Origin of the sequence: Olleya marilimosa CAM030 (assembly GCF_000518485.1) — a bacterium.
GTDB classification, from domain to species: domain Bacteria; phylum Bacteroidota; class Bacteroidia; order Flavobacteriales; family Flavobacteriaceae; genus Olleya; species Olleya marilimosa.
The window spans coordinates 140,554-157,650 of the sequence record NZ_JADR01000002.1 but is presented as its reverse complement, the minus strand read 5'-3'; the positions used below and the strand labels follow the sequence as shown (position 1 = coordinate 157,650).

Here is a 17,097-nt window from a genome sequence, read left to right as displayed (position 1 = left end):
TTAAACTGCGATATCTTCTTTTATAACATTTGGTTTTTCTTGTTGTCTTTGTCTTGACCAGATGGCTAATCCAAAAGTTAAAACACCTAAACGACCAATAAACATTAAAGCAATAATTACCAATTTGCCACTTGTATTTAAGTCTCCTGTAATACCTGTACTTAAACCTACAGTACCAAGTGCAGAAGAAACTTCAAACAGGATTTCTTCAAATTTAAAATCGTTAGTTAAAGTTATTAAAAAAGTTCCGATAAGTATTATGATTGTGTAAAAGATAAAAGCAGAGGTGGCAATGTATAATCTTTCAAAAGGAATTTGTCTCCCTAAAAAAGTTACAGTTTTACTTCCGGTTAGTCTACTTTTCATGACTGCAAAAACAGCAGTTAGTGTTGTGATTTTAATTCCTCCAGCTGTTCCAGATGGTGAGGCTCCAATGTACATTAAAAAGATGCAAATTAACATCATTGCCTGAGTAAAATATCCAAAATCTACAGTGTTAAATCCTACTGTGGTCATGGCTGACATACATTGAAAAAAGGCAGCTATAAATCTTGAATCGGAATGGTAATTGACTATGGATGGTTCAAAATAAAAAAATGCTGTACCAAAAGTAAGTAGCATTAAAAATCCGTAGATAATTATTTTTGTTGTAAAACTAACTTTGTGTGATTTGTTTTTAATTTTTAATCCAAAATCTGTAATAACAATAAAACCTAATGATCCACAAATAGCTAACATTGAGATTATAAAATTGACAAAATTATTGTCAACATAGTCCATAAAACTATTGTTAAATAAACTAAAGCCTGCTGTACAAAAGGAGCTTATGCTATGAAAAACAGATGACCAAATAGCCTCAAAGGTTGGCATGCCTTGTGCTTTAAAAGCTATAAAAAACAGAATAGCACCTATTGATTCCATTATTAGTGTAAATAACACTACAGATTTTAAAAAGTCTGTAATTTTAATTGTGTTAGGTAGTGTGAATTCTGTGGATAATATTTTTTTATGCCATAGGGTTATTTTTCTGGTAGTAGATAAAATCATATAGGTGGTAAAGGATAAATATCCAATACCACCTAATTGAACCAGGACCATTATTATAAATTGTCCAAAAATATTATAGGTGTCAAAAATTGAAACTGTAACCAATCCTGTAGTTGATACAGCAGAAGTAGCAATAAACAAATGGTCTAAAATAGAAGCGCTTTGTTTTTGAAATATTGGCAAACAGAGTAATATGAAACCTAGAGCAATATAAGTTAGAAAACCGTAAAATAAATTTTGTTGAGGTGTCCAACTTTTTTTAACTAAAGCATATTTTTTTGCTGTTTGGTTAAATGAAAGTTTCATTTTTAATCCGCTTTATACTCTTTTACAGCGTCTATAAATGCTTTAGCATTTTCTAATGGTATGTTTGGTAAAATACCATGACCAAGGTTTACAATGTATTTATCTTTACCAAAATCGTTTATCATTTGGTGTACCATTTTTTTAATTTCTGCAGGAGGAGAGAATAATCTTGTTGGATCAAAATTTCCTTGAAGCGTTATGTTTCCTCCAGTTAAATATCGTGCATTTTTAGCAGAACATGTCCAGTCTACACCTAAAGCAGATGCTCCAGATTTAGCCATTTCACCTAATGCAAACCAACAACCTTTACCAAATGCAATAACTGGTGTTTCGTCCTTTAATGCATCTATAATTTGTTGAATATATTGCCAAGAAAATTCTTGATAATCTACAGGAGATAACATGCCTCCCCAAGAATCAAATACTTGTACTGCATTAACACCTGCTTTTACTTTTTCTTTTAAGTAAGCAATAGTTGTATCTGTTATTTTTTGTAATAATTGGTGTGCTGCAATAGGATTTGTAAAACAAAACTCTTTAGCTTTATCAAAATTTTTAGAGCCTTGACCTTGTACACAATAGCATAAGATGGTCCACGGTGAACCTGCAAAACCTATTAATGGTACTTCGTTATTAAGTTTTTCTTTGGTTGCTTTTATTGCTTCATAAACATAGTTCAAAGCTTCCTTTACGTCAGGTACTATAACATTATCTACGTCCTTTTGTGTACGAATTGGATTAGGTAAATAAGGACCAAAATTAGGTTTCATTTGTACCTCAATATTCATTGCTTGAGGGATAACTAAAATATCACTAAATAAAATAGCAGCATCCATACCGTAACGACGGATTGGTTGTACAGTAATTTCGCTTGCTAATTCAGGCGTTTGACAACGTGTAAAAAAGTCATACTTAGCCTTTATTTCCATAAATTCTGGAAGGTAACGACCTGCTTGACGCATCATCCAAACTGGTGGACGCTCTACTGTTTCTCCTTTTAATGCTCTTAAAAATAAATCGTTTTTCAACATATCTTTGTGTCCTTTCCGCGTAGACGGAAAATCTATTAAATTATTATTACTTGATCTTTAATTATTATCCTTTTAAGGTACTATTAAGTGTAATGCTCGTTTACTAACTCTATTACACTTTCTACCGTTGGGACTTTAGCTATGCGTACATCATCAAAGTGTTTACTTGCTTCTTTGGCTGTAGTTTCACCAATACAAAATGCAATGCCTTTAGCGTCATTTTCTTTTTTATAACTCTGTACTGTTGATGGACTATAAAACATTACGCCTTCAACACTTTCTGGAATATTAATACTGTCCAACTTGGTTTGGTAGGCTTCAATCTCGTTAACTGTAATGTTGTTTTCTTTTAAGATAGATGGTAAATCATCTAGTCTTAAGTCGCTGCAAAAGTATGTTACTTCTGTACCTTCCATAAAATCTACTAAATACTCGGCTAATTTTTTAGCATTTTTTTCAGTATGTAAGACATTACCAATACGTTTTTCAATCATCTTTTTTGTGCGACGACCAACACAGTATATGTTTTTAAATTGAAGCTCAATAGCAGAAAAGTTATTCAATAAAGCCTCTACTGCATTTTGGCTAGTAATGACTACGTTTTCAATTTGGTTTTTAACAAATCTTGGGTGTATTCTGTTTAGGCTAATCTTAACGAAGTCTGAGCTTTCGGCTTTTATTTTTTCGTTAAATAAAAAGCGTTGATCATCAGTTAATGATTTAGTAGAGTAGATGTTTGTTGGGACGTGAGACTCTTTAAGCTCATCCATCAAACGGTTACCACCACGCTCTAAAATGTAATTAGCACACCACTCTGCAATATCATGATGTTCTCCTACAGCTTTAACGCGTTTAACCTGTATTTTTTTTGTTCCGTCCTTACTTAAAAGTATTCCTTCAAAGGTTAGTTCTTCATCTTTTATAAAAGCTAAAGCACCAATTGGAGCTGTACATCCACCTTCAAGTTTATTTAAAAAGTCACGTTCTATTTTGGTGCAAATTTCAGTTTCTTGATGGTTTATTTCTGCTAGTATTGCTAAGGTTTCTTCATCTTCTGCTAAAGCAGCAATCATAATTGCACCTTGTGCAGGTGCAGGAATCATCCAATCTAAATTTACAGCGTCTTCTGGTCTTAAGTCTAAACGACCAATACCTGCAGCAGCAAAAATGGCTCCATTCCAATCACTGTCTTCTAGTTTTTGTAATCGTGTGTTGACGTTACCTCTTAGGTCAACTACAGTGTGTGTTGGAAAACGATTTAACCATTGTGCGCGTCTACGTAAACTTCCGGTTGCAATAGTTGCGTCTCTAGATCCTAAAAACTCTTCGTTATTTTTAAATAACAACGTGTCTCTTACATTACCACGCTTTAAAACTGCAGCTTGTACAATACCCTTAGGTAGTAGTGTTGGTACATCCTTTAGGGAGTGTACTGCAATATCAATATCTCCATTTAGCATGGCTATATCTAAAGTGCGTGTAAAAATTCCTGTAATACCTAACTCGTATAGTGGTTTGTCAAGGACGATATCTCCTGTAGATTTTAGTGGTACTAAAACGGTTTGGTGACCTAATGCTTGTAATTGACTTTGTACTGCTTTTGCTTGATATAAAGCTAACTCGCTATCACGAGTTCCGATTCTAATTATTTTAGACATGCTTAGTGGTGTTTTCTAGTTGAAACACTTTTTTAATTAATTCCAAACTTTCGTCAGTTGAGAATGCATCATCCTTTAAATGATGCGCGAAATGATTGGTTATTTTTTGAATAATTTTATTACTTATAATTTCGGCTTGTTCTTCGTTAAAGTTAGCCATCTTTTTACGTTGCGTATCTAACTCGGCATTTTTAAAGTCTTGTAGTTTATGTTTTAATGCCTTGATTGTTGGAGCAAACTTTCTGGTTTCTAACCATCCTATAAAGTCAGCTTTGATGTCTTCTATAATACTTTCAGCTAAAGGTATTTGCAGTTTTCTGCGCTCTAAAGTCTCATCGGTAATTTGCGATAAATCATCTAAATGTATGCGTTTAACGTTAGGTAAATCTGTCACGTTTTCGTCTACGTTTTTAGGAATTGATAAATCTAAAATTAACAAGTCTTTTTTAGATTGGATTAATTGTTTGTCAACCGTTGGATTTTGTGCTCCAGTAGCTACAATTAATATGTCAGCTTCATTTATTTCTTCTTGTAGGTTGGCATAATCCTTAACCACTAAATTAAACTTACCAGCAATTGCTTCTGCTTTTCCTTTGGTACGATTTATTAATGTGATTTGCTCGTTTTTAGTATGTTTTACTAAATTTTCACAGGTATTACGTCCAATTTTTCCTGTACCAAATAGTAAGATGTTTTTATTGGTAACGTCTTCAATGGTATTTAAAATGTATTGCACAGAAGCGAAAGAGACGCTAGTTGCACCAGAAGAAATTTCGGTTTCTGTTTTAATGCGTTTACTAGCTTGTATCACAGAGTTTACTAAACGCTCAATAAAAGGGTTTAATAAACCATGTTTTTTAGACTCGATAGTACTTTTTTTAAGTTGTCCAATTATTTCAAAATCACCTAAAATTTGGCTGTCTAATCCAGAACCAACTCTAAATAAATGCGAAATAGCTTCTTTACCTTTATAGATGTATGCGTATTTTTGAAACTCTTCAACGGTTCCTTTTGTGTTATCGCACAATAATTGAATTAACTGATATGGGTGTTCTGCAAATCCGTAAATTTCTGTACGGTTGCAAGTTGACGTTACGATAAGGCTTTCTACTCCGTTAGATCTAGCTTGATTTAAAAGGGCTTCTTTAGCGGATTCATCTAAACTAAAATGACCTCTAATTTCTGCATCTGCCTTTTTATAACTTAAACCTAAAGCGTAAAAATATGTGCCTGTTGACATGTGATAGTGCTCCATTTACCTGACTGGGACTTTATTGAGAGCAAATTTATGTTGTATATAATTTAAAAAGTAACGCTATAAGAACTTTTAATAACGATTGTGGTTTTTTAGCGTTAAAAATGACCTTACTATGATATTTATCATATTTTTGTAGTGAAATCAATGGTTTTAAAGCTTATTGTTTAGAATCAATCTAAATAAAATTATTTTATGGCAGTTATTAAAGATTTTAAAAATGTCGCTGAAGGTTCGTTTAACGAAACACAGGTTGATCAAGATGTTTTTGTTTTAACTTATCAAAATGAAACCGCTAATAATCAGATTGTTGAACGCTTTATTGATAGCGGTTTTATTCAGTTTCATTTTTGTTTAAAGGGTAATAGTGACTTTATATTTAACAATGGTAATTACGTTTTAAATATCGCAGAAGAAACGTCATTACTACTTTATAATCCGCAAAAGGACTTACCAATTAATTTACTTGTTAAGCCAGACTGTTGGTTAGTTTCTGTTTTAATATCTATTAAAAAGTTTCATGGTTTGTTTTCGCAAGAAGCGGATTATATCACGTTTTTAAGTAGTGACAATAAAGATAAAAAGTATTACAAAGACGGAAAGATTTCGCCATCTATGGCTATTGCTTTAAATCAAATTATAAATTATAATCTAAATTCATCCATTAAAACCTTGTATTTTAAAGGGAAAGCCTATGAGTTGCTAAGTTTATATTTTAACAGAGGTGAAGAAGCTAATATTGAGCAGTGTCCATTTTTAGTGGATGAAACCAATGTTGCTAAAATTAAACAAGCCAAAGATATTGTTATTGCTAGAATGGCTGAGCCACCTACTTTACAGGAATTGTCTGATGAGATAAATTTATCCTTAAAAAAACTTAAGGAAGGTTTTAAGCAAATTTATGGAGATTCTGTTTTTAGTTTTTTATTTGATTATAAAATGGAAGTTGCACGAAAACTTTTAGAAACAGGGTCACATAATGTTAATGAGGTTGGTTTACGGGTTGGATATAGTACTGCTAGTCATTTTATTGCTGCTTTTAAAAAAAAGTATGGTATTACACCTAAAAAGTACATACAGTCTATATAAAAAAATGCGCTTAATTAGTTAAGCGCATTTTTTATTTAGTAACCACTATCGTCTAATCGTCTTCGGTTTTTATGTATGACTAAGTCTAAAACATCTTTAATTAGTTTGTCTTCTTCTTCGTTTTCGTCAATGTAATTACCACTGTAACCAGAGTCGTAATACACTTCGGTTTGAAGTCTGTCCTTTTTTTGTGATTTTAAAAACCCAGCATAATAGAAACGTTTTGTTTCATCTTTATCTTCTTTTTGTACTAACATATAAAAGTACATGTCACCATCTTTATCGTCGTCTGTTTTAAATGTTTTTTTGCCTAAAAAATGTATTGAGTCTCTTTCTTTTTCAATAGTTGTGTTAGCAAACAATGTGGATTTAGCATACATTTCTTGGCTAATTTTTTGGGTTAGGTACGGTTTGTATAGTTTTTTGCTATACATTCTATCTACTAAGAACGCTTGATTTTTATAGTCGTTTATTGTTTTTTCTTTTAATTTTTCTGGTATAGTTTCTCCTGCTTCTTCTAATAGGACATAGTAGGTTGTAAGTGCAGATACATTGTCACTATCTAACAGTTTGTTAAAAAAGTTTTTAGCTTCGGCTTCTTTTCTAAAGGGGAAAATTAATTTAACAAAAGCGTATAATGAGCTGCTATAAGATCTGTAGTTGTAACTTGCTTTAGACTTTAAACTTCGTTTAACTTCAATTTTACCATCTTTAATTAATTGCTTTCTATACTTTTTATAGGCTTTAGTTTTAATAACACTGCTGTCCTTAAGTTTTGCTAAAAGCTCGTAAATAGGTTCTTTATATTCTTCAATAGAAGTATATTCTAGTAAGTCAGGAAAAAGGGTTTTTTTAAGTGCTAATGAGTCGTTGTAATTATAAAACATTGAGCCTATAGATCCGCTTAATGGTAAGTCTTTATTAAGCAGGTTTAAAAATGTTGCATAAGATTTTTTAGTAGGCTTATTTAAAAGAGACCTTAAAATAGTATTTTGAATATCTGGCTTAGAATAAGACTCTTCATAAAGGTTGTTTAAAAACGCATCTGTTCTTGGGTCGTCAAGTTTTGCTAATTCTGAAATTAAAAAAGTTTTAAAATCTTCTTTATTGTCCGGAAAGTCAAAGTTTTTAATTAAATCTATCATTGTACTTGCGTTAGATTTATTAAACTTGACTTTGTTTTTTGCTTTAAAAACAATGCTGTCATTATCGCGAAGTGCTTTAAAAAAACGGTCTGTTTTGTCACTAAAAACAGATTCGCCTAACAACGTGTCTAAAGGTTGAAATGTGTTATAAAAATTAGTGATAAAAGGCGTTGGTTTTGACAGCGTATCTGTCAGACTTTTAATCTCAAAAAGGGCACCTTTATTAAGTATATTTTTAACTAAAATTGCTTTTGCACTTAAGGAGTCTTTTAAAGTGTATTCGTAAAAATATTGGTTGTCTTTTTTGTATTTTTTCTTGTCAGAAATGATGTATTTTTTAAATCCATCAATTTTTTCTACAGCTTTTAAATCTGTATCAATTTCATTCCACAAGCTATCTACATTTTTGTACATCTGTAAATCATGAAACTTTAGTTTGCTTATGTACACTTGCTCGTTGGATTTTGAGTAGTAGGTAGTACGCTTAGTTTTTTCTTCGTAATCTTTAGGTTTGCGGTAGCTATAATAATCGTAAGGTGGTGTTGCTTTAGTATTTGTGACTACAGAAAAATGCAATGAAGTATCTATTATTTTTGTAAATCCTTCTTGTTTGACAGTTGTAAATTTAAAGGATTTAAAAAAGTTGTCTGCTAGGTCTTTATTATTGCCAACATAGCCTAGTAAAAAGTAACTACCATCTTTTACTATACTTTTTAAATGAATGTTTTCTAAAGACGTTGAGTCCTTTTTTGCTATACCTTCATAACTGTAATATTTGTTGTTGTTGTTGTTGTACTTTCCTGTATAATCTTCAATTTCAAAATCTTTAAAAAAGTTAGTGACAATATATTTAGCTTCAAATTTATCTTCTTCGATATAGTAAACATCATTAAAAGCGACTTCTTTAACAAAATAATAATCGTCTTTTATTTTTCCTTGGATTAGTTTTTGACCTGCATTTTGGACATTATCAGTAGTATAATATTCTGGAAAATTAACTTGGTATTTGTTGTAGGTAGATGTAAATGTTTGAAGTGTATTAGTTGGTGTTTTAAAAGTAATAGACTTAAATATTGGTGCTTCATTTTTTAAAACATACTCCTTTTGACCAGCAAATTTTATAACAATAACTTCTAAAGGGGTTTTGTATATATGATATTTTTGATAGTCGCCTTTTTTAGTCTTGTTTAAAATACTAATGCCTGGATAAGGATGGTTTAGCGCTTCTTTTTTAATAATGTCACCAGGTATATCTTCAAATAAAAAGTTGTCTAATCTATTTAATGATATTTCTTTTTCGTTTGGTAAATAATCAAAAGTATTAAACCTGCTAATGGTTAAATAAGCACCATTAGTCATATCAGGAGATATGTAATATTTTTGACCACCATAATAAAACTCATACAATTCTGTAAATGCTTTTAGGGTTAAAAACTCATCAGGTGTACTTTGTTTAGAGAGGCTTGTAGGTGCAATAAAAGCTTCAATTTCTTCTTTTTTAGTTTGTGCGACAGTGGTTTGTTTAGATAGTAATGGTTTTACTGTATAGCCTTTATCTTCAAGCATTTTAAGCATCCCTTTATTTCCTGGTAAATGCGCAGCACCAACACCAGCAAATACAGACTGCGATTGCATAAGAGAGTCTAATACGTGTACCATATTGGCATTGCGTATGTATAGCATGTTTTCTCTAAAATACTCTGTGTTAGAAGCAACTCCAATAGAGTCTAATAAGGCTAAATTGCGATCTCTATAGGTGTTTTCTTGAACTAAGTAAGGGTTTTCTTTTTCGTATAATTTAGTTAACCATGGGTCAATTTTGTTTTTTCTAGCATTACGTTGAGCTTTAGAGACTAAATAACGAGACTCTTCAATATCTTCTAAACTATAAATGTTTTTCTTTTTCTTTTTACCAGCTTGATAAATAAACATATCCAAGTAGGTTTCTTCTTCAAAATTATCTGCATAACCATCTTTACGATATAAATAACCGTTAATCATTCTGTTATCAGACCTTATGCTTCCTCTAATGGCAACTTCTTCTGGATGTTCTATTCCAAAAAGTGTGGAGTAAAAGTTTTTATCATAACTCTGAGAGTAGTTTTGAGGTGTCAAAGTTGTGGTTTGGTAGTTAAATGCTAACCAAGTGGATGGATCAGACTCCAATGCTATGCTTTCGCTATTTTCTAACGCTTGAAAAAACACATCATCAAGTCTAAAGGCTACCTTTGCACTAACATGCATTGTGCCATAAATATAGGATGGTTTGGTTAGGTTATTTCCGGAAATTTCCCAGAGCAAACTTTGATTATTATTTTGATTTTGAGAAAATGTTGTCAATGAAATTGCACAGAAAAGTACAAACAGGTAATTTTTCATATATTTTAATATCTACTCGTAAATATATCAAACTTAATTTTAACTGAAAGATTTTGATTATATTATAATAAGCTATAAGTATAATCAACCTCTTAAGTTTATTATATATTTTAAATTAGTGTTGTATTTTTGCATCTGAAAAAGAAACCAGATGAAAAAAGGAATACTACTTGTTAATTTAGGGTCGCCAGAAAGTCCAACTCCAAAAGATGTTAAAAAATATTTAGGAGAATTTTTAATGGACGAACGTGTAATAGATGTTCCGCTTTGGGCTAGAACGCTTTTGGTTAAAGGAATAATTTTAAATACTAGACCTAAGCAAAGCGCAAAAGCTTACCAAAAAATTTGGTGGGATAATGGGTCACCCTTAATTGTGCTTTCAGAGCAGTTACAAGAAAAGGTTCAAGAAAAAGTTGATTATCCAGTAGCATTAGCTATGCGTTATGGAAGCATGACCATTAAAAAAGGCTTGCAAGAATTAGTTGATAAAGGTGTGGAAGACGTCTTTTTAATTCCGTTGTATCCTCAATTTGCTATGGCAACTACCGAAACTATTTTGGTATTAGCAGAAGAAGTTAGAAAAGCTAACTTTCCTAATCTTAAAATAGATAGTTTGCCAGCGTTTTATAACAAGCCAGAATATATTAAAGTGTTGGCAGAGTCTATAAAAGGACATTTAAAAGGTAAAAATTACGAACATCTTCTGTTTTCTTACCATGGTGTTCCAGAGCGTCATATTAGAAAAAGCGATATTACTAATGGACACTGTAAAATTGATGGTAGCTGTTGCGAAACCGCAAGCAAAGCACACGAGTTTTGCTACAGACATCAATGTAAAGAAGTTACTAGACTAGTAGGCGAGTACTTAGGGTTGGAAGATAATACGTATTCTACATCGTTTCAATCTAGATTAGGTTTTGATCCATGGTTGCAACCTTATACAGATCGTACTATAGAGCGTTTAGGAAAAAAAGGAATCAAAAATATGGCAATTGTCACACCTGCTTTTGTTAGTGATTGTTTGGAGACTTTAGAAGAAATAGCAATGGAAGGAGAAGAAATTTTTCATGAAGTTGGTGGTAAAGACTTTACAACAATACCTTGTTTAAATACAGATCAAAATTGGGTAAACTTATTAGCAGATTGGATTAATGATTGGTCTAAAACTGCTGTTAAAGTGTAATGCAAACTAATACATCTTCAAATTTAGGTACAGAATCTATAAGCAAGCTCTTGATAAAACAAGCAGTGCCTGCCTCTATTGGTATTTTGGTAATGTCACTAAATATATTAGTGGATACTATTTTTGTTGGTCAATGGATTGGATCTACAGCAATAGCAGCCATAAATGTTGTGTTGCCAGTCTCTTTTTTTATTGCTGCCTTAGGGATGAGTATTGGTATTGGAGGCTCTTCAATTATTTCTCGTGCTTTAGGTGCAAATAATAAAGAAAAAGCATTAAAAACTTTTGGTAATCAAGTCGCTTTAACATTATTGTTTACTGTAAGTTTTGCAGCTTCTGGGCTTTATTTTGTAGACCAATTAATTCCTGCTTTTGGAGGAAAAGGCGCTATTTTTGATCCTGCAAAAGTGTATTATGAGATTATCCTATACGGAGTTCCTGTGTTGGGATTTGTAATGATGGGTAATAGTGTTATACGTGCAGAAGGGCAACCTAAATTTGCCATGTATGCTATGTTAATTCCTTCTGTTGGGAATTTAGTGTTGGATTATATTTTTATAGGTGTTTTAGATAAGGGAATGTCTGGTGCTGCTTGGGCAACAACAGGTTCATATATCGTGTCTTTTTTGTTTATTTTATGGTATTTTTTATCTAAAAATTCCGAATTAAAAATAAACGTTTCTCATTTTAAATTACATAAAAAAATAGTTGCCGAAATAGGTTCGTTAGGTTTTGTAACACTAGCAAGACAAGCTGTAGTAAGTGTTACCTATTTACTGGTTAATAATGCATTGTTTGATTATGGAGGCGAAACCTCTGTAACAGCCTATGCAATTGTAGGAAGGATGAGTATGTTTGCATTGTTTCCTGTGTTTGGAATTACGCAAGGGTTTATTCCTATTGCAGGATATAACTTTGGTTCAGAGCAATATAATCGTGTAAAAGAGGTGATTTTTGTAGCTATCAAGTATGCTACTATTTTAGCAACCATGGTTTTTGTTATTTTAATGGTATTTCCAGAAGTAATTACTAAGCTATTTACTACAGATTTAGATGTTTTAAAAGTCACACCAAACAATATGCGTTGGACTTTTGCAGCAATACCAATACTATCACTTCAGTTAATAGGTGCTGCTTACTTTCAAGCAGTAGGTAAGGCTTTACCTGCTTTGTTATTAACATTAACTAGGCAAGCTATTTTCTTTATTCCGTTAATGTATATATTACCAATGTATTTTGGCGAATTTGGTATTTGGGTAGCATTTCCAATATCGGATATTTTATCTACCCTAGTGACCGCTTTCTTTTTGCGTAGGGAAGTTAATCTAAAACTAAATCAGTAATTGCCTATATTTAACTAGTTATATTTAAACAATGGAGTATTATAATTACATAAAATCTTTACATCTTATTTTTGTGGTCACTTGGTTTGCAGGTTTATTTTATATACCAAGATTATTTGTATATCAAATAGAAGCATTTCATAAACCTTCTCCAGATAAAGAGATTTTAGGAGAACAGTTAAAGTTAATGGCTAAGCGTTTATGGTTTATTATCACTTGGCCAAGTGCAATATTAGCGACAATTTTTGCGGTATGGCTACTAATTTTACAACCGTTTTGGTTACAACAACCTTGGATGCACGTTAAGTTAACTTTTGTGATATTATTGTTTTTGTATCAATTTCAAACTCATGTTTATTTTAAGCAATTGCAAAATGATGTAGTTAAAAAATCTTCAAATTTTATGCGTATGTATAATGAAGGTGCCACATTTATCCTATTTGCTGTAGTCTTTTTAGTCATACTAAAAAGCGCCATAAATTGGATGTTTGGCGTTATAGGTATTTTTGTTTTAGGGGTTTTATTAATGTTAGGCTTTAAGGTTTATAAGCGCATCAGAGAGAAAAATCCAAAAGCTTAATCTAAGCAATACTATATCTTATGTTTTTGGTGTGATTATTGTTATATTTAAACAATGAAAATTACTAGACTTTCTTTACGACTTCGCATCTTTTTTGCGATGATTTTTTTGGTCCTTTTGGCATCCATTTTAATTGCATTAGTTGCTGCTTATCAGTATAGTGAAGAGACTCAGGATTACCATAAGTTACGTTTAGAAAGAAAAGAAATTAGCATAAAACGTCACATTAACTTTATTATTAAAGAAACCTCTTTTGAGGTTGTTCCAGAAAAATTACCCTTAATTTTTAAAGATGAAATTTATAAAATAGCCAATGTCCATGGACTTCAGGTTAATTTATACGATTTAGAAGGTGGTTTGCTAATTTCATCTAAAGCAGCATTACCTTATGATATTGCCGAAAAATGTGTAAAAGCTGAGGTGCTTAATACATTGTCCAATACAACTAATCATAGATTTGTAGAAAAAAGAGAGGAAAAAGGTGAAAGTTTCAGGTCCTCATATACTTACATAGTAGACGAAAAGTTTAAACCTTTGGCAATACTAAATCTACCGTATTTAGAAAATGATGACTTTTTATCTAGAGAGCTAAACGAGTTTTTTGAACGCCTAGGATATACTTATCTATTAATGTTAATTATCGCCATAGTTTTAGCCTACTTTTTATCAAAATACATAACTAGAACACTAAAGACTATTAGTGATAAAATGAATCAAACACGTCTAGAAAAGCGCAATGAAAAGATAGAAATTGAAAGTACAACAGAAGAAATTTCTACGTTAGTAAAGGCGTACAATAGCATGATTGATCAGTTAGAAGAAAGTGCTGTTAAGCTTGCTAAAAGCGAGCGTGAACAAGCTTGGCGAGAAATGGCTAAACAAGTTGCCCACGAGATAAAAAACCCGTTAACACCAATGCGATTAACGGTTCAAAGTTTTCAGCGTAAGTTTAACCCAGAAGATCCTGACATTGTACAAAAGCTAGATGAGTATAGTAAAACATTAATACAGCAAATAGATACCATGAGTGCAATTGCAGGTGCTTTTTCTAACTTTGCTAAAATGCCAGCACAACAAAATGAATTACTTAATGTGGTTAAAATTGTTGACTTAGCATTGGATATTTTTAATGAAGATTATATCGAGTTTGAACCGGAAAAAGATGAAATTATAGCCAAATTTGATCGTACTCAATTAATTAGAGTCATTACTAATTTGGTAAAAAATGGTATACAAGCAATCCCAAGTGACAGAACACCGCAAATTATTGTAAAAGTAACGGACAATAATGGTCGTGTTGATTTAACTATTTCTGACAACGGAATTGGGATTTCTGATGAAAATAAAGATAAAGTCTTTGAGCCAAAATTTACTACTAAATCTAGCGGAATGGGATTAGGTTTGGCAATGGTAAAAAATATAGTAGAAACCTATCAAGGAACAATTACCTTTACATCTGTTAAAGACGTAGGAACAACCTTTACAGTTTCATTTCCAAAAGAATATTAAAACATTTACATATGAATTTCGAAAACATACTTACTAACACAGCAAACGGAATAACAACTATTACAATTAATAGACCATCCAAGTTAAATGCACTAAATAAAGCAACTATTACAGAGCTTCATCACGCATTTGATCATGCAAATAAGGATATAGATACTAAGGTAATTATTGTAACAGGAAGCGGAGAAAAAGCGTTTGTTGCAGGTGCTGATATTAGCGAATTTGCAAATTTTACAGTAGAAAATGGTGGTAAATTAGCAGCATTAGGTCAAGAAATGTTATTTGACTTTGTTCAAAATTTACAAACTCCTGTAATTGCTGCAGTCAATGGTTTTGCTTTAGGAGGAGGATTAGAATTAGCTATGGCTGCACATTTTAGAATTGCTAGCGATAATGCTAAAATGGGATTGCCAGAAGTTAGCTTAGGTGTTATACCTGGTTATGGTGGTACGCAACGTTTACCACAATTAGTTGGTAAAGGTCGTGCAATGGAAATGGTTATGACCGCAGGAATGATTGATGCAGATACTGCATTAAATTATGGATTAGTTAACCACGTTGTTGCTTTAGAAGAATTAATGCCTCTTGCCCAGAAAATAGCTGGTAAAATCATGCGTAACTCAAGCGTAGCAATTGGTAAAGCTATTCAAGCAATAAATGCTAACTACACAGATGGTGTTAATGGATTTGATATAGAAATTAAGGAATTTGGTGCTTGTTTTGGTACAGCGGACTTTAAAGAAGGTACTACTGCTTTTTTAGAAAAACGTAAAGCAGATTTTCCTGGAAAATAATACTATTTTAAACCTTTAGATATAAAAAAAGACGCAATAGTGCGTCTTTTTTTATTTTTGTGGCAAATGAGTTTTAGAAGTTAACAACAGATGTAAAAGTGTGTCCTTTAAATGAAATAACAACTTTGTAGTCTTCTTTTTTATCTTCTAATAATTTGAATTTTTTACCAAAAGTAGTAGTGTCTTTTACGGTTTCAGTGTGTATCTTTTCATAAATACTTCCGTTAGTGTTATAAAAAATTTCAATTTTAAAATCCGTTGGACTTTCGTTATAAGACGTTACATAAACCACATTGTTTTTAGCGTTTACTATTGGTTTATTAATTACTGTTAGTTTTTCTTTGTTAAAAGTAACTACAGATAAATCTACTTTAAATGGGTAAGTTCTAATTTGATGTTTTTTATCTAATTCAAAAATATAATTACCATCAGGTAATGATGTTAAATCAAATGACTTATTGTATTGACCACTTTTTTCAATAGATTCTTTATATAAAATAATTCCAAAAGCATCTTTGACTAATAATTGATCACCTTGATTAACATTGTCAAACATTAATAATGTTTTTCCGTCCTCTTCTTTTGTAAAAGATACTACTTCTGTTGCGTTACTGCTTAGCGTAGCAAATACGATTGCTAAAGCTAAAATGTGTTTCATAAATTTTTTCATAATCTAAATCTTTTTAAGGATTACTGGTACAAAGTTAATATAGAAGTCCAGTTATAATAACAAGTCAATTGGTATATTTATGTGCTATTTTAACTTAATAATGCATTACGAAAACGTTATAGGTTAAAATAGTATACATTAGTGCTAAATTAGCATACAACAATACTGTAAGATGTTGTAGTTTTGTCAAAAGTTTATTGCAGTGAATACTAAACCTACATTAAAAAAAATAACACCTAGTTTTGGAAGCTCTATAATTGCGGTTCAAAAGACTAAAAAACGTAAAAGGAGTGATGCCTTTTGGCATTTTCATCCAGAAGTTGAGATGGTGTATGTTAATAAAGGCAAAGGAAGACGACATATTGGTAATCATTTGTCTTACTTTAATAATAGTCAGTTAATACTTATTGGCTCTAATTTACCTCACAATGGGTTTACAGACCGTTTAACTTCTAAAGGAAAAGAAACTTTGGTGCAATTTCATCCTCAATTTTTAGGTGACGCGCTTAATGCGTTACCAGAAATGAAAAATATTTTGCAATTGTTGGAGCGCGCAAAAAAGGGAATTCTGTTTAAACCAGAAATTAAAAAAATAGTAGGTCCTAAAATAGAAAAACTGCCTAAGTATGAGGGTATAAAGCGTGTTACTAAGTTGTTGGAAATTTTAGAGTTGTTAGCGTTAACTAATGATTATACTTTGCTTAATGAAAATGGTTACGTTTTTGAAACCCAACCACAAGACACTAACAAGATTGATAAAATTTACAAATACGTCAATAAAAATTTTCAAAATCATATTACTTTAGATCAAATAGCAGAGGAGGTAAGTCTAACTGTACCAGCTTTTTGTCGTTATTTTAAAAAGATTACAGGAAAAACATTTACGCAATTTGTTAATGAATATCGTGTCTTTTATGCAACTAAATTATTAACCGAAAGTCAAAGTAGCATTACAGATATATGCTTTGAATGTGGTTTTAACAACTTTTCTCATTTTAATAAAGTTTTTAATGAAGTGGTCGGAAAAAGTGCTTCAAAATATAGAAGCGAAATAAAATCCATGGTGCAGTCTTAAAATTTGTGAATTTTTTTATTTTCGTGCTCTATT

13 protein-coding genes are annotated in these 17,097 nt (G+C 31.5%); 7 read left to right on the top strand and 6 right to left on the bottom strand.

Annotated elements, in window-relative coordinates; translation table 11 throughout:
* The 4 genes from M890_RS0104690 to hemA form a co-directional block, all read right to left on the bottom strand.
* Entirely contained in the window at positions 1 to 1,353 is a 1,353-nt protein-coding gene (locus M890_RS0104690; RefSeq protein WP_028282421.1) for a TrkH family potassium uptake protein, read from the bottom strand.
* 2 nt (positions 1,354 to 1,355) lie between these two features.
* Positions 1,356 to 2,384, bottom strand: a complete 1,029-nt coding sequence (gene hemE, locus M890_RS0104685) for a uroporphyrinogen decarboxylase (protein ID WP_028282420.1) — start codon at positions 2,382 to 2,384, stop codon at positions 1,356 to 1,358.
* A gap of 83 nt (positions 2,385 to 2,467) precedes the next feature.
* The gene (hemC, locus tag M890_RS0104680) at positions 2,468 to 4,042 is read right to left on the bottom strand and encodes a hydroxymethylbilane synthase (RefSeq protein ID WP_028282419.1); all 1,575 of its coding nucleotides are present in this window, start codon (positions 4,040 to 4,042) and stop codon (positions 2,468 to 2,470) included.
* Complete coding sequence (gene hemA, locus M890_RS0104675; protein ID WP_028282418.1) at positions 4,035 to 5,297, bottom strand: glutamyl-tRNA reductase; 1,263 nt, start codon at positions 5,295 to 5,297, stop codon at positions 4,035 to 4,037. Before hemA ends, hemC begins: the two co-directional genes overlap by 8 nt.
* 195 nt (positions 5,298 to 5,492) lie before the next feature.
* On the opposite strand from hemA, the gene M890_RS0104670 reads away from it, so the two are divergent.
* Positions 5,493 to 6,386, top strand: a complete 894-nt coding sequence (locus M890_RS0104670) for a helix-turn-helix transcriptional regulator (RefSeq protein ID WP_028282417.1) — start codon at positions 5,493 to 5,495, stop codon at positions 6,384 to 6,386.
* Between the two features lie 35 nt (positions 6,387 to 6,421).
* Here the strand turns inward: M890_RS0104670 and M890_RS0104665 are convergent, their stop codons facing one another.
* Positions 6,422 to 9,910, bottom strand: coding sequence for a TraB/GumN family protein (locus M890_RS0104665; RefSeq protein ID WP_028282416.1), 3,489 nt, complete (start codon positions 9,908 to 9,910; stop codon positions 6,422 to 6,424).
* 151 nt (positions 9,911 to 10,061) lie between these two features.
* Here M890_RS0104665 and hemH point away from each other — a divergent pair, with 151 nt between their 5' ends.
* From hemH to M890_RS0104640, 5 genes are read left to right on the top strand one after another with little or no spacing between them, the layout of a single operon-like run.
* A complete protein-coding gene (gene hemH / locus M890_RS0104660) occupies positions 10,062 to 11,093 on the top strand; it encodes a ferrochelatase (protein ID WP_028282415.1) in 1,032 nt (343 codons plus the stop codon).
* On the top strand, positions 11,093 to 12,436 hold the full coding sequence (locus tag M890_RS0104655) for an MATE family efflux transporter (RefSeq protein WP_028282414.1): 1,344 nt from the start codon (positions 11,093 to 11,095) through the stop codon (positions 12,434 to 12,436). Before hemH ends, M890_RS0104655 begins: the two co-directional genes overlap by 1 nt.
* 31 nt (positions 12,437 to 12,467) lie before the next feature.
* Positions 12,468 to 13,016, top strand: a complete 549-nt coding sequence (locus M890_RS0104650; RefSeq protein ID WP_028282413.1) for a CopD family protein — start codon at positions 12,468 to 12,470, stop codon at positions 13,014 to 13,016.
* A gap of 54 nt (positions 13,017 to 13,070) precedes the next feature.
* A complete protein-coding gene (locus tag M890_RS0104645; protein WP_084553556.1) occupies positions 13,071 to 14,525 on the top strand; it encodes a sensor histidine kinase in 1,455 nt (484 codons plus the stop codon).
* 11 nt (positions 14,526 to 14,536) lie between these two features.
* Positions 14,537 to 15,319 carry an enoyl-CoA hydratase/isomerase family protein gene (locus M890_RS0104640; protein ID WP_028282411.1) on the top strand — a complete coding sequence of 261 codons (783 nt, stop codon included), beginning with the start codon at positions 14,537 to 14,539 and terminating at the stop codon, positions 15,317 to 15,319.
* Positions 15,320 to 15,392: 73 nt separating this feature from the next.
* Here the strand turns inward: M890_RS0104640 and M890_RS0104635 are convergent, their stop codons facing one another.
* Positions 15,393 to 15,977, bottom strand: coding sequence for a hypothetical protein (locus M890_RS0104635; RefSeq protein ID WP_157243257.1), 585 nt, complete (start codon positions 15,975 to 15,977; stop codon positions 15,393 to 15,395).
* Between the two features lie 214 nt (positions 15,978 to 16,191).
* On the opposite strand from M890_RS0104635, the gene M890_RS0104630 reads away from it, so the two are divergent.
* Positions 16,192 to 17,064, top strand: a complete 873-nt coding sequence (locus M890_RS0104630) for an AraC family transcriptional regulator (RefSeq protein WP_028282409.1) — start codon at positions 16,192 to 16,194, stop codon at positions 17,062 to 17,064.
* Positions 17,065 to 17,097 lie beyond the last annotated feature (33 nt).

Bases quoted from the DNA above. Each gene is read 5' to 3' on its own strand.
- M890_RS0104645 (WP_084553556.1), top strand. From the start codon at position 13,071: ATGAAAATTACTAGACTTTCTTTACGACTTCGCATCTTTTTTGCGATG.
- hemA (WP_028282418.1), bottom strand. From the start codon at position 5,297: ATGGAGCACTATCACATGTCAACAGGCACATATTTTTACGCTTTAGGT.
- M890_RS0104640 (WP_028282411.1), top strand. From the start codon at position 14,537: ATGAATTTCGAAAACATACTTACTAACACAGCAAACGGAATAACAACT.
- M890_RS0104665 (WP_028282416.1), bottom strand. From the start codon at position 9,910: ATGAAAAATTACCTGTTTGTACTTTTCTGTGCAATTTCATTGACAACA.
- M890_RS0104670 (WP_028282417.1), top strand. From the start codon at position 5,493: ATGGCAGTTATTAAAGATTTTAAAAATGTCGCTGAAGGTTCGTTTAAC.
- M890_RS0104635 (WP_157243257.1), bottom strand. From the start codon at position 15,977: ATGAAACACATTTTAGCTTTAGCAATCGTATTTGCTACGCTAAGCAGT.
- M890_RS0104650 (WP_028282413.1), top strand. From the start codon at position 12,468: ATGGAGTATTATAATTACATAAAATCTTTACATCTTATTTTTGTGGTC.
- M890_RS0104690 (WP_028282421.1), bottom strand. From the start codon at position 1,353: ATGAAACTTTCATTTAACCAAACAGCAAAAAAATATGCTTTAGTTAAA.
- hemH (WP_028282415.1), top strand. From the start codon at position 10,062: ATGAAAAAAGGAATACTACTTGTTAATTTAGGGTCGCCAGAAAGTCCA.
- M890_RS0104655 (WP_028282414.1), top strand. From the start codon at position 11,093: ATGCAAACTAATACATCTTCAAATTTAGGTACAGAATCTATAAGCAAG.
- hemC (WP_028282419.1), bottom strand. From the start codon at position 4,042: ATGTCTAAAATAATTAGAATCGGAACTCGTGATAGCGAGTTAGCTTTA.
- hemE (WP_028282420.1), bottom strand. From the start codon at position 2,384: ATGTTGAAAAACGATTTATTTTTAAGAGCATTAAAAGGAGAAACAGTA.